This window comes from Streptomyces ambofaciens ATCC 23877 (assembly GCF_001267885.1).
GTDB lineage: Bacteria > Actinomycetota > Actinomycetes > Streptomycetales > Streptomycetaceae > Streptomyces > Streptomyces ambofaciens.
Window position 1 is genome coordinate 4718618 of sequence record NZ_CP012382.1, and the last position, 12769, is coordinate 4731386.

Sequence of the window (12769 nt, forward strand, 5' to 3'; positions counted from 1 at the left end):
CCAAAGTCGGCAAGCAGTGCACACCCTCTGGGGGAGAGATGTCACAGCACGGCACGCACCACGGATCACGCGGCGGGGGAGCGGTCTGGGCCCTGGTCATCACCTGCATCGCCGGTTTCATGGCGGCCCTGGACAATCTCGTCGTCACCACCGCCCTGCCCTCCATCCGCGAGGACCTGGGCGGGGCGATGCACGACCTGGAATGGACCGTGAGCGCCTACACGCTCACCTTCGCCGTCCTTCTGATGTTCGGCGCGGCCCTCGGTGACCGCTTCGGCCGCCGCCGCCTCTTCGTCGTCGGCCTCACCGTCTTCACCGGCGCCTCCGCCGCCGCGGCGATGGCGCCCGGTATCGACTCACTGATCGCCGCCCGCGCGGTCCAGGGCGTCGGCGCGGCGATCATGATGCCGCTGACGCTGACCCTGCTGACGGCCGCCGTGCCCGCCGAACGGCGCGGAATGGCGTACGGCATCTGGGGTGCCGTCAACGGGCTCGCCGTGGCCTCCGGTCCACTGGTCGGCGGCAGCCTCACCGAGCACGTCTCCTGGCAGTGGATCTTCTGGCTGAACGTACCGCTGGGCCTCGCGCTGCTGCCGCTCGCCCGCCTCCGCCTCGCCGAGTCGTACGGAAACGGCGCACCGCTCGACATCCCCGGCACCCTGCTCGCCAGCGGCGGCCTCTTCGGCATCGTCTACGGCCTGGTCCGCGGGCCCGTCGACGGCTGGACCGGCCCGGTGGTGCTGACGGCCCTGTTCGCCGGGGCCGCGCTGCTCGTCGGGTTCGTCCACCACGGGATCCGCGCCAGGAACCCCATGCTCCCGATGCGCCTCTTCCGCTCCCGCACCTTCTCGGGCATCAACGCGGCGAGCCTGCTCATGTTCCTCGGGATGTTCGGCTCGATCTTCCTGCTCAGTCAGTACATGCAGAACGTGCTCGGTTATTCGCCCACCGAGGCGGGCCTGCGCATGCTGCCCTGGACCGGCATGCCGATGCTGGTCGCACCGATCGCCGGCATCCTCTCGGACCGCGTCGGAGGACGCCCGGTCGTCGCCGCCGGGCTCTTCTTCCAGGCGGCCGGCCTCGGCCACCTCGCCTACGTGGTCACCACCGACGCCTCCTACGGCGTCCAGCTGCCCGGCCTGATCATGAGCGGCATCGGCATGGCCCTGTACTTCGCCCCCGCCTCCGCGCTCGTGATGGCCGGCGTCACCGCGAAGGAACAGGGCATCGCCTCCGGTGCCAACAACGCCCTGCGCGAGGTGGGCGGGGCGCTCGGCATCGCGGTCATGGCGTCGGTCTTCTCGGCACAGGGCGGCTACGAGACCCCGCAGGCCTTCGTCGACGGGCTGCGGCCCGCGGTCGCGGCGGGCGCCGGGATCGTGGCCCTGGGAGGCGTCGCGGCCCTGCTCATCCCGGGGCGCCGCCGCGGCGGCGAGCCGGTCACGGCCGAGGCCGCGGCGGAGCCCGTACCCGCGGGCGAGCCGACGCCGGCCGGCGTCGGGCAGCCGGCGTCCCGCTGACGCACACCAACGCCGGAAACGAAAGGAGCCCGACATGCCCACCCTTCCCTGGACCGTGCCCGACCGGCCGCCGCAGGCCACCGAGGTCCACGTCTTCGCCTCCCGTTTCGAGACCCGCACCCTCTGGGGGGCGCTGAAGTTCCTGGCCGGCACGCCGCGCGTGTGGCGGCAGGTCAGGGGAGCGCCCGGAGCGTACGGCGCCTCGCTGAAGGCCGAGCCCTTCCGGCGGACCTTCTGGACCCTGTCCGCCTGGGAGTCGCCCGAGGCGCTCAAGGCCTTCGCCCGCTCGGGCACCCACGCGCCGACCGCCCGAGGCCTGTCGGCCCAGATGCGGGACGTCAAGTTCGCCACCTGGCCGGCCTCCGCCGACGACCTCCCGGTGAGCTGGGCAGAGGTACGCCGACGCCTGACATGAGCACCGAATCGTGAGAGGGAACGCCCCGGCCGACCGGCCGGGGCGTTTCCCGCTGCCCGGGGCTGTCGGTGCCGTCTCGTAGTCTTGAGCGCGTGCAGGAACTCCATGACGCCCCCCTCGCCCCGCTGACCACCTTCCGGCTGGGAGGACCGGCGACCCGCCTGGTCACGGCCACGACCGACGCGGAGGTGATCGCCGCAGTCCGCGAGGCCGACGACACCGGCACGCCGCTGCTGCTCATCGGCGGCGGTTCCAACCTGGTCATCGGCGACAAGGGCTTCGACGGCACCGCCCTGCACATCGCCACGCGCGGCCTCTCCCTCGACGGGACGACGCTGGAGCTGGCGGCCGGCGAGATCTGGACCGACGCCGTCGCCCGCACCGTCGAGGCCGGACTCGCGGGCGTGGAGTGCCTGGCCGGCATCCCCGGCTCGGCCGGCGCCACCCCCATCCAGAACGTCGGGGCGTACGGCCAGGAGGTCTCCTCGACGATCACCGAGGTCACCGCGTACGACCGCCGGTCCCGCCAGACGGTCACCCTCACCAACGCCGCATGCGCCTTCTCCTACCGCCACAGCCGCTTCAAGGCCGAGCCCGAGCGGTATGTCGTCCTGCGCGTCCGCTTCGCCCTGGAGGACGCCGACGGCCTCTCCGCGCCCCTTCGCTACGCGGAGACGGCCCGCGCCCTGGGCGTCGAGCCCGGTGACCGGGTGCCGCTGACCACCGCCCGCGAGACCGTGCTGAAGCTGCGCGCGGGCAAGGGCATGGTCCTCGACCCGCAGGACCACGACACCTGGTCGGCGGGGTCGTTCTTCACCAACCCGATCCTCACGGACGAGGAGTTCGCGGCCTTCCGCGCGCGCGTGGACGAGCGCCTCGGCGAGGGCGTCGAGCCGCCCGCCTTCCCCGCGGGCGAGGGCCGCATCAAGACGTCCGCCGCCTGGCTGATCGACAAGGCCGGCTTCACCAAGGGGTACGGCAGCGGACCCGCCCGCATCTCCACCAAGCACACCCTCGCCCTCACCAACCGGGGCGAGGCGACCACGGAGGACCTGCTGGCCCTGGCCCGCGAGGTCGTCGCCGGCGTCCGCGAGGCCTTCGGCGTCACCCTGGTCAACGAGCCGGTGACGGTGGGCGTCAGCCTCTAGCCGGGTACGGCGTTTCGGGCGTCGGCGGACGTCCGGGCCTCAGTAGGCGACCCCCACGCCCTGCCGCACGGTCCTCGCGTCCTCGGCCATCGCGAGCATCGCGTGGGCGACGTCGGCGCGGCCCACGAAGCGGCCCTTGGTGGGGAAACCGCCGACCACCGTCCGGTACCGGCCGGTCAGCGGCTTGTCCTGGAGCCGCGGCGGCCGGACCACCGTCCAGTCCGTGTCACTGCGCGCCAGTTCCCCCTCCATGGCGCGCAGATCGGCGTAGACCTCCTTGAAGACCGCGGAGATCACGCGCCGCACCCCGCGGTCCAGCGGTCCGGCGTCCTGCGCCTGGGGTCCCACCGGCATGGCGCTGACCACCAGCAGTCGGCGCACGCCCTCCGCCTCCATCGCGTCGAGCACCCCGTGGGTCAGCCGCGCGACCACACCGGCATCGGCACGGCGACGGGGGCCGAGCGCGGACAGGACGGCGTCCCGCCCCGCCACGGCCTGCCGCACCGACGCCGGATCGCTCGGATCCGCGCGGAGCACCTCCAGGTGCTCGCCGGTCACGGGCAGCCGCGCGGGATCGCGCACGACGGCCGTGACGTGGTGCCCGGCGCCGAGGGCCTGCCGGACGACCTCCTGGCCGGTGCCTCCTGTGGCACCGAAGACGGTGAGCTTCACGGCGTACTCCATTCCGCACGGCGGCGTCCGGGGGGCTGGGGCGCGGGCCGATGAGCGCTCACTCACCGGCGCACCGCCTCCTGCCCATTCAAGGGAGGGGGTACTCACCCGCCGGTCGAGCCCGCCTCGAGCGCCGTACCGCCCGCCGGGCCGCACCCGCCGGTCAGGGGGCCTCCACCGGTCGGCCTCCGCCCCGGGGCGTCCGCTCGGCGCCCTCGTCGGCCAGCCAGTCGTCCACCCCCGCCAGCAGCTTCCGCTTCACGTCCTCCGGAGCCGCCGACCCCCGCACCGACTGGCGGGCGAGTTCCGCCAGCTCCGGGTCGGTGAAGCCGTGGTGCTCGCGCGCGATCTCGTACTGGGCGGCCAGCCGGGCCCCGAACAGCAGCGGGTCGTCGGCGCCCAGCGCCATCGGGACCCCGGCCTCGAACAGCGTCCGCAGCGGCACGTCCTCCGGCTTCTCGTACACGCCCAGGGCCACGTTCGACGCCGGGCACACCTCGCACGTCACCTGCCGGTCCGCGAGCCGCTTCAGCAGCCGCGGGTCCTCCGCCGCCCGAACCCCGTGCCCGATCCGGTCGGCCTCCAGGTCGTCCAGGCAGTCCCGCACGGACGCCGGACCGGTCAGCTCGCCGCCGTGCGGCGCCGACAGCAGCCCGCCCTCCCGGGCGATCGCGAACGCCCGGTCGAAGTCCCGGGCCATGCCGCGCCGTTCGTCGTTGGACAGCCCGAACCCGACGACCCCCCGGTCCCCGTACCGCACCGCCAGCCGGGCCAGGGTCCGCGCGTCCAGCGGATGCTTCATCCGGTTCGCGGCGACCAGCACCCGCATGCCGATGCCGGTGTCCCGCACGGCCGTCTCCACCGCGTCCAGGATGATCTCCAGCGCCGGGATCAGCCCGCCCAGCCGCGGCGCGTACGAGGTCGGGTCCACCTGGATCTCCAGCCACCCCGAGCCGTCCCGCAGATCCTCCTCCGCGGCCTCCCGCACCAGTCGCTGGATGTCCTCCGGCTCCTGGAGACACGACCGCGCCGCGTCGTACAGCCGCTGGAAGCGGAACCAGCCCCGCTCGTCCGTCGCCCGCAGTTTCGGCGACTCCCCGCGGCCCAGCGCCTCGGTCAGCGTCTCGGGCAGACGCACGCCGTGCTTGTCGGCCAGTTCCAGCAGGGTCGCGGGCCGCATCGACCCGGTGAAGTGCAGGTGGAGATGGGCCTTCGGCAGTTCAGAGACATCACGTACACGCTCCATTCCGTGATCCTGCCGTACGACACGCCCGACCCGACAGCACTTTCCCCGTACGTGGTCTTGCTCGCACAAACAAAGCAGGGGTCGCACCGGAACGTTCCGGTGCGACCCCTGCCGGGGAACCGCCGAGGAGACGGTCAGTCCCTGGCCTCCGCCAGCAGCTTCTGGATCCGGCTCACGCCCTCGACGAGGTCCTCGTCACCGAGCGCGTACGAGAGCCGCAGGTACCCGGGCGTGCCGAACGCCTCGCCCGGCACCACCGCGACCTCGGCCTCCTCCAGGATCAGCGCGGCCAGCTCGACGGAGTCCTGCGGACGCTTGCCGCGGATCTCCTTGCCGAGGAGCGCCTTCACCGACGGGTAGGCGTAGAACGCGCCCTTCGGTTCCGGGCACAGCACGCCGTCGATGTCGTTGAGCATCCGCACGATGGTCTGGCGGCGCCGGTCGAAGGCCTCCCGCATTTTCGCCACCGCGTCCAGGTCACCGGAGACCGCGGCCAGCGCCGCCGCCTGGGCCACGTTGGACACGTTGGACGTGGCGTGGGACTGGAGGTTCGTCGCGGCCTTGACGACGTCCTTCGGGCCGATGACCCAGCCGACCCGCCAGCCGGTCATCGCGTACGTCTTCGCGACGCCGTTGACCACGATGCACTTGTCGCGCAGCTCGGGCAGCAGCGCCGGCAGGGAGACGGAGAAGGCGTCGCCGTAGACGAGGTGCTCGTAGATCTCGTCGGTCAGCACCCACAGGCCGTGCTCGACGGCCCACTGGCCGATGGCCTCGGTCTCGGCCTCGGAGTACACGGAGCCCGTCGGGTTCGACGGGGACACGAAGAGGACGACCTTCGTCTTCTCCGTGCGCGCGGCCTCCAGCTGCTCCACGCTCACCCGGTAGCCGGTGGTCTCGTCGGCGACGACCTCGACGGGCACACCGCCGGCCAGCCGGATCGACTCCGGGTACGTGGTCCAGTAGGGCGCCGGGACGATGACCTCGTCGCCCGGGTCGAGGATCGCGGCGAACGCCTCGTAGATGGCCTGCTTGCCGCCGTTGGTGACCAGGATCTGCGAGGGGTCGACCTCGTAGCCGGAGTCGCGCAGCGTCTTCGCGGCGATCGCGGCCTTCAGCTCGGGCAGACCGCCGGCCGGCGTGTACCGGTGGAACTTCGGGTTCTTGCAGGCCTCGATCGCGGCCTCGACGATGTAGTCCGGCGTCGGGAAGTCGGGTTCGCCTGCGCCGAAGCCGATCACCGGACGCCCGGCGGCCTTGAGGGCCTTGGCCTTGGCGTCCACGGCGAGGGTGGCGGACTCGGAGATCGAGCCGACTCGGGCGGAGACCCGGCGCTCGGTGGGTGGGGTTGCAGCGCTCATGGCCCCATCGTTCCAGACCGGAAACCTCCCCGGCACAGGGGTTTCACGGACTGAACAGGACCGGACCACGCCCTGAACATCAGTCCGGGCGCGCTTTCTGTTCGACGCCCGGCCCGTGAGCACGTACACTCTCACCTCGTTGGCCTTCAGCGGCCCGCTGCCACTCGGTGCACACCAAGCATCCGGGCGGATGCGGTACGTTGGGGGGCACACAAAGGGTCGTAGCTCAATTGGTAGAGCACTGGTCTCCAAAACCAGCGGTTGGGGGTTCAAGTCCCTCCGGCCCTGCTACACACACCTTCGCCAGGATGTGTGCGCATGTACGTACAGCAATGCACCGCCGTGCGGCTCCAACCGGGCGCGGCACGGCCACGACCCGGAATCAGGTGAGGACGAGTGACGGACGCCGTGGGCTCCATCGACATGCCTGATGCCCAGGACGAGGCGCCGGACTCCAAGAAGTCGCGCAAAGGCGGCAAGCGCGCCAAGAAGGGCCCGCTGAAGCGCCTCGCTCTCTTCTACCGCCAGATCGTCGCGGAGCTCCGCAAGGTCGTCTGGCCGAGTCGCAACCAGCTGACGACGTACACCACCGTGGTGATCATCTTCGTGGTCATCATGATCGGCCTGGTGACTCTGATTGACTATGGCTTCTCTCACGCCGCCAAGTACGTCTTCGGCTGAGTCGAGAGCGAAGGGCGCCGAGGTACCCGGCGCCCCTTTCGCGTGTTCCACCCCTATGTATCCAGGAAGAAGCAGCCACAGTGTCTGACCCGAACGTGAACGACGCCATCGAGCCGGTCGAGTCCGTCGAGGACGAGCTCGGCACCGTCGAGGGCGCCGACAACGAGGACACCGAGGTCTCCGCCGAGACCGAGGCTGCCGACGACGCCGTCGTCGCGGACGCGGACGAGACCGCCGAGGCACAGGACGAGGCCGTCGAGGACGAGACCGTCGAGGACGGCACCGCCGAGGACGAGACCGCCGAGCCGGCGGACGAGGCCGCGGAGCCCGAGCCCGAGCTCGACCCGATCGATGCGCTCCGCCAGGAGCTGCGCGTCCTCCCCGGCGAGTGGTACGTCATCCACACCTACGCCGGTTACGAGAACCGCGTGAAGACCAACCTCGAGCAGCGCGCCGTCTCGCTGAACGTCGAGGACTACATCTTCCAGGCCGAGGTGCCGCAGGAAGAGGTCGTCCAGATCAAGAACGGCGACCGCAAGACGATCCGCCAGAACAAGCTGCCGGGTTACGTCCTGGTCCGCATGGACCTGACCAACGAGTCCTGGGGCGTCGTCCGCAACACCCCCGGCGTCACCGGCTTCGTCGGCAACGCCTACGACCCGTACCCGCTGACGCTGGACGAGATCGTCAAGATGCTCGCCCCCGAGGCCGAGGAGAAGGCCGCCCGCGAGGCCGCGGAGGCCGAGGGCAAGCCCGCTCCGCAGCGCAAGGTCGAGGTCCAGGTCCTGGACTTCGAGGTCGGCGACTCGGTCACCGTCACCGACGGCCCGTTCGCGACGCTGCAGGCCACGATCAACGAGATCAACGCCGACTCGAAGAAGGTCAAGGGCCTCGTCGAGATCTTCGGCCGCGAGACCCCGGTCGAGCTGAGCTTCGACCAGATCCAGAAGAACTAGTACCGCACACCGGTACCTCTCTGGACGTACTGCTTCCGAACCGGTCAGGCGGGCGCTCGCGCCCTGCCTGACCTGCTCGGTTTTTGGCCGCGCATCTATACCCGTTATCGTTGTGCGGTATGCCTGTGTCCGGGTCGCCCCGGGTGCGGGCAGGACCCGAATCGAAAGGACCCGGAGAGCTATGCCTCCCAAGAAGAAGAAGGTCACGGGGCTCATCAAGCTCCAGATCCAGGCCGGTGCCGCGAACCCGGCCCCGCCGGTCGGCCCCGCGCTGGGTCAGCACGGCGTCAACATCATGGAGTTCTGCAAGGCCTACAACGCCGCGACCGAGTCGCAGCGCGGTTGGGTCATCCCGGTGGAGATCACGGTCTACGAGGACCGCTCCTTCACCTTCATCACCAAGACCCCGCCGGCCGCGAAGATGATCCTCAAGGCCGCGGGCGTGGAGAAGGGCTCCGGCGAGCCGCACAAGACCAAGGTCGCGAAGATCACCCGCGACCAGGTCCGTGAGATCGCCACGACCAAGATGCCCGACCTGAACGCCAACGACCTGGACGCCGCCGAGAAGATCATCGCCGGCACCGCCCGTTCCATGGGCGTCACGGTCGAGGGCTGACCTCCACCCCCGTAATCCAGCAGTAGTAGTGGCAGGGCCTGCTCGGCCCGCACCACGACTCCTCAGAAGCCAACAGGAGCAGTAGTGAGCAAGCGCAGCAAGTCTCTCCGCGCTGCGGACGAGAAGATCGACCGGGACAAGCTCTACGCCCCGCTCGAGGCCGTCCGTCTCGCCAAGGAGACCTCCACGACCAAGTTCGACAGCACCGTCGAGGTCGCCTTCCGCCTGGGTGTCGACCCGCGCAAGGCGGACCAGATGGTCCGTGGCACCGTGAACCTCCCGCACGGCACCGGTAAGACCGCCCGGGTCCTGGTCTTCGCGACCGGTGACCGTGCCGAGGCCGCGCGTGCCGCGGGCGCCGACATCGTCGGCGCCGACGAACTGATCGACGAGGTGACGAAGGGCCGTCTGGACTTCGACGCCGTCGTCGCCACCCCGGACCTCATGGGCAAGGTCGGCCGCCTCGGCCGCGTCCTCGGCCCGCGTGGTCTGATGCCGAACCCGAAGACCGGCACCGTGACCCCGGACGTGGCCAAGGCCGTGACCGAGATCAAGGGCGGCAAGATCGAGTTCCGCGTCGACAAGCACTCGAACCTGCACTTCATCATCGGCAAGACGTCGTTCGACGACACCAAGCTGGTGGAGAACTACGGCGCCGCGCTGGAGGAAGTCCTCCGTCTGAAGCCGTCCGCCGCCAAGGGCCGGTACATCCGGAAGGCCGCCATCAGCACCACGATGGGCCCCGGCATCCCGCTCGACTCGAACCGCACCCGCAACCTCCTCGTCGAGGAGGACCCGGCGGCGGTCTGAGCCGACGGCTCGCCCCCAGGGTTCACGGGCCCCGCACCTTCCGAGGTGCGGGGCCCGTTCCGTTTTTCCGGTACGGGCCCGGGCTCTCTGGGCTAGCGTGCGGGCAGCGGACTCGCATACGGCGCACAGGGGTGGGGCGGATGACGCGCACGACGGCACGCCGTACGGTCTTCCGGGCAGCGGTGACGGCCGTGCTGTTCTCCGCCACCGCCTGCACCTCCGCCGCCGGGTCCGCCCCCTCCGGCGACGGCGCCCGTGCGGCCGACCCGTCGACGCGGCCCCTGCATGCCGTGGAGCGGGCCACCGGACGGGCGGGTTCGGCCAGGGTGGAGTCCACGACCGTCATGGGCGGGGAACTGTCCCTGAAGGCCGCCGGCACCCTCGGCTGGCGCGACGGTCTCACCGGCACCCTGACGATCACGTACACGGCCGGCACGACCGCCGAGACGATGCGCCGGCTCGGCACCACCGCCCTGGAGGCCCGCTACCTGCCCGACGCGTACTACGCCCGGCTGGGCGACCGGTTCGCCGACCGGGTGGGCGGCCGGCACTGGATCAGGTACGCCTACGAGGACCTGGAGCGGCTCGGCGGTGACGCGGGCGCCGGGTTCGCGGACCAGCTGCGCGAGACCACGCCGCACCTGGCGGTGAAGTCGCTGCTGGCCGCCGACGACGTGCGCGAGGTCGGTGCGGAGACGACCCGCGGCCGGCGCACCACGCACTGGACCGGCACGGTGGGCGGCGACACCGCCCGGACCGTCGACATCTGGGTCGACGACCGGGATCTGCTGGTCAAGAAGGTCGAGCGGGGCCGGACGGAGACCGGGAAGCTGACCCAGACCGTGTACTACAGCGACTACGGCGCCGGCGTCGTCCCCGAGCGCCCGCCGGCCGCGGACACGGCGGACTTCAGGGAGCTGCTGAAGGCGCGGGGCGACGGCTCCTGACCGGGTTCCCGGCCGCCGCGCTCCGCGGAACGTCCCCTCCCCTCTAAATCACAAGATCGTTCGAACCATCTCCGATACGCTCGCGTCCTTGCTGTGAAGAGGCAGTGCGCAGTGCGTGTGCCCTGCGATCCGTGTGTTTCCGTGGGGGGAATCCATGAAGACGTCCGTACGTGTGCCCGTGGGCGCCGGCCTGTCCGCTCTGCTGCTCGCCGCCGGAGCGGTGGGCTGTTCCGAGGGGGGCGGGGGCGAGGAGTCCCCGAAGATGACGCCGGCGGCGGCCGTCGCCAAGGCGGCGAAGAACACGGAGAAGATCGACTCCCTCCGCTACCGCATGACCGGTCGGGCTCCCGAAGAGGGCCGGGTCGAGGCCGAGGCCGAGATGCGGATGAAGCCCACGCTCGCGATGAGCATGAAGATGACGGCGCTCGACCAGGGTGCCGACGCCAAGGCGGAGATCCGGCTCGTCGGCAAGGCCATGTACATCGGCGGCGGCGCCGAGGCGGCCAAGGAGATGGACGGCAAGAGCTGGATCAAGTTCGACCTGGCCGCGCTGGGCGCCGACAAGGAGCTGAACCAGCTGGGCGGCGCCTCCCAGGCTGACAAGAACCCGGCGACCGAGTCCACCTTCCTCACCGGTGCCAAGGACGTCGAGAAGGTCGGCACCGAGACCGTCGAGGGTGTGGAGACCACCCACTACAAGGGCACGGTCGCCCTAGCCGACCTGGAGAAGTCCCTCGAAGGCGAGGACAAGGACACCCGGGACAAGCGCCGCAAGAGCCTCGAGCAGTACAAGGAGATGGGCGTCGACAAGCTCACGATGGACACGTGGATCGACGGCGACGACCACACCAAGCGTTTCCGCGTGCGCGGCGACGCCGACAAGGGTCCGCTGGACATGACGATCACCTTCCTCGGTTTCAACGAGCCCGTTAAGGTCACCGCTCCGCCCGCCAAGGACACCGTCGACCTGGCCGAGATGATGCAGGAGTCCCAGACGGGCTGAACGGCCCGGGCGCCCGCCCTCGGGTCGCCGTAAGGGCGGATTTGCTTGACACTGCCCCGTTCACGTACGCTTCCCCAGAAGCCAAAGACCGCTGGTCGTTGCCGTGTGCTCTTCAGAGGGCACGGTGGCCGAAGGATTCGCTGAACTGCGGACGACCCGCGCAGGTGACTGTGGATGAGCTCCCGGACCTCACGCCCCATGGGTGTGTTCAGACGGTCGAGCCACGCCCCGTGCGCCTGCGCCGGGGCGTTTCGTTTTCCCCAGTCCTCCTTCGGGTCCGCGCGGTCCGAATCACCCGGAAGGAGGCCGAGGCTCTATGGCGACGCCCGACAAGGCTGCCGCGGTTGCCGAGCTGACGGACAAGTTCCGCAGCTCCAACGCCGCCGTGCTGACCGAGTACCGCGGTCTCACCGTGGCGCAGCTCAAGACGCTGCGCCGGTCGCTCGGTGAGAACGCCCAGTACGCCGTGGTGAAGAACACGCTGACCAAGATTGCGGCCAACGAGGCCGGGATCACGACGCTGGACGACCAGTTCAATGGTCCGACGGCTGTCGCCTTCATCACCGGTGACCCGGTGGTGTCGGCGAAGGGTCTGCGCGACTTCGCCAAGGACAACCCCAACCTCGTCATCAAGGGCGGTGTCCTTGACGGCAAGGCGCTGTCCGCCGACGAGATCAAGAAGCTTGCGGACCTCGAGTCCCGCGAGGTTCTGCTCGCCAAGCTGGCGGGCGCCTTCAAGGGCAAGCAGACGCAGACTGCTCAGCTCTTCCAGGCGCTTCCCTCGAAGCTCGTCCGCACCGTGGACGCGCTCCGTGCCAAGCAGGACGAGCAGGGCGGTGCCGAGTAACTCGGCTCGCTTTCTGACTCACGCCGCCTAGCGGCGCGGGTCGCAGCGGGCCCGACGTACGCCCGCCTCACCCAGTACATCCGGCACCCCCTGCCGAATAGTGGAAGGACCGCCATCATGGCGAAGCTCAGCCAGGACGACCTGCTCGCCCAGTTCGAGGAGATGACCCTCATCGAGCTCTCCGAGTTCGTGAAGGCCTTCGAGGAGAAGTTCGACGTCACCGCCGCCGCGGCCGTCGCCGCCGCCCCGGCCGGCCCGGCCGCCGCCGCCCCCGCCGAGGAGGAGAAGGACGAGTTCGACGTCATCCTCACCGGTGCCGGCGACAAGAAGATCCAGGTCATCAAGGTCGTGCGTGAGCTGACCTCCCTGGGTCTGAAGGAGGCCAAGGACCTCGTGGACGGCGCCCCGAAGCCCGTCCTCGAGAAGGTCGCCAAGGACGCCGCCGAGAAGGCCGCCGAGTCCCTCAAGGGCGCCGGCGCCTCCGTCGAGGTCAAGTAAGACCGCACCGGCACCACGGATCCGTCAGGGTCTGTAACGCCGTAGCACC

The 12769-nt window shown here is 70.5% G+C and carries 14 protein-coding genes and 1 tRNA gene; 12 read left to right on the top strand and 3 right to left on the bottom strand.

The window, feature by feature from the left end; all coding sequences use genetic code 11:
• Positions 1-38 precede the first annotated feature (38 nt).
• The 3 genes from SAM23877_RS21130 (at position 39) to SAM23877_RS21140 (ending at position 3083) form a co-directional block, all read left to right on the top strand.
• Positions 39-1520, top strand: a complete 1482-nt coding sequence (locus SAM23877_RS21130) for an MFS transporter (RefSeq protein WP_053135535.1) — start codon at positions 39-41, stop codon at positions 1518-1520.
• Between the two features lie 34 nt (positions 1521-1554).
• Positions 1555-1935 (top strand): hypothetical protein, encoded by a 381-nt coding sequence (locus tag SAM23877_RS21135; protein WP_053135538.1) that lies wholly within the window; start codon positions 1555-1557, stop codon positions 1933-1935.
• 92 nt (positions 1936-2027) lie between these two features.
• Positions 2028-3083 carry a UDP-N-acetylmuramate dehydrogenase gene (locus SAM23877_RS21140; RefSeq protein WP_053135542.1) on the top strand — a complete coding sequence of 352 codons (1056 nt, stop codon included), beginning with the start codon at positions 2028-2030 and terminating at the stop codon, positions 3081-3083.
• A gap of 39 nt (positions 3084-3122) precedes the next feature.
• Here SAM23877_RS21140 and SAM23877_RS21145 read toward each other — a convergent pair whose 3' ends face one another.
• The 3 genes from SAM23877_RS21145 to SAM23877_RS21155 form a co-directional block, all read right to left on the bottom strand.
• Positions 3123-3755: an NAD(P)-dependent oxidoreductase gene (locus SAM23877_RS21145; RefSeq protein ID WP_053142713.1), complete on the bottom strand. Its 633-nt coding sequence runs from the start codon at positions 3753-3755 to the stop codon at positions 3123-3125.
• 163 nt (positions 3756-3918) lie between these two features.
• On the bottom strand, positions 3919-5001 hold the full coding sequence (locus SAM23877_RS21150; RefSeq protein ID WP_053135544.1) for an adenosine deaminase: 1083 nt from the start codon (positions 4999-5001) through the stop codon (positions 3919-3921).
• Between the two features lie 134 nt (positions 5002-5135).
• Positions 5136-6362 carry a pyridoxal phosphate-dependent aminotransferase gene (locus SAM23877_RS21155; RefSeq protein WP_053135547.1) on the bottom strand — a complete coding sequence of 409 codons (1227 nt, stop codon included), beginning with the start codon at positions 6360-6362 and terminating at the stop codon, positions 5136-5138.
• 215 nt (positions 6363-6577) lie between these two features.
• Between SAM23877_RS21155 and SAM23877_RS21160 the strand changes: the two genes are divergently transcribed.
• The 9 genes from SAM23877_RS21160 (at position 6578) to rplL (ending at position 12720) form a co-directional block, all read left to right on the top strand.
• Positions 6578-6650 (top strand) — tRNA-Trp (locus SAM23877_RS21160).
• 108 nt (positions 6651-6758) lie between these two features.
• Positions 6759-7043, top strand: coding sequence for a preprotein translocase subunit SecE (gene secE / locus SAM23877_RS21165; protein ID WP_053135550.1), 285 nt, complete (start codon positions 6759-6761; stop codon positions 7041-7043).
• Between the two features lie 80 nt (positions 7044-7123).
• Positions 7124-7999, top strand: coding sequence for a transcription termination/antitermination protein NusG (gene nusG / locus SAM23877_RS21170; protein ID WP_053135553.1), 876 nt, complete (start codon positions 7124-7126; stop codon positions 7997-7999).
• Between the two features lie 181 nt (positions 8000-8180).
• Positions 8181-8615 carry a 50S ribosomal protein L11 gene (rplK, locus tag SAM23877_RS21175; protein ID WP_006130605.1) on the top strand — a complete coding sequence of 145 codons (435 nt, stop codon included), beginning with the start codon at positions 8181-8183 and terminating at the stop codon, positions 8613-8615.
• Between the two features lie 84 nt (positions 8616-8699).
• Positions 8700-9425 carry a 50S ribosomal protein L1 gene (rplA, locus tag SAM23877_RS21180; RefSeq protein WP_053135556.1) on the top strand — a complete coding sequence of 242 codons (726 nt, stop codon included), beginning with the start codon at positions 8700-8702 and terminating at the stop codon, positions 9423-9425.
• A gap of 140 nt (positions 9426-9565) precedes the next feature.
• The gene (locus SAM23877_RS21185; protein WP_053135558.1) at positions 9566-10372 is read left to right on the top strand and encodes an SCO4651 family lipoprotein; all 807 of its coding nucleotides are present in this window, start codon (positions 9566-9568) and stop codon (positions 10370-10372) included.
• Positions 10373-10526: 154 nt separating this feature from the next.
• Positions 10527-11375 carry an SCO4651 family lipoprotein gene (locus SAM23877_RS21190; RefSeq protein ID WP_053135561.1) on the top strand — a complete coding sequence of 283 codons (849 nt, stop codon included), beginning with the start codon at positions 10527-10529 and terminating at the stop codon, positions 11373-11375.
• Between the two features lie 316 nt (positions 11376-11691).
• Positions 11692-12222, top strand: coding sequence for a 50S ribosomal protein L10 (rplJ, locus tag SAM23877_RS21195; RefSeq protein ID WP_053135564.1), 531 nt, complete (start codon positions 11692-11694; stop codon positions 12220-12222).
• A 117-nt stretch (positions 12223-12339) separates the two neighbouring features.
• Positions 12340-12720, top strand: a complete 381-nt coding sequence (gene rplL / locus SAM23877_RS21200) for a 50S ribosomal protein L7/L12 (RefSeq protein ID WP_053135567.1) — start codon at positions 12340-12342, stop codon at positions 12718-12720.
• The last annotated feature ends 49 nt before the right edge of the window (positions 12721-12769 follow it).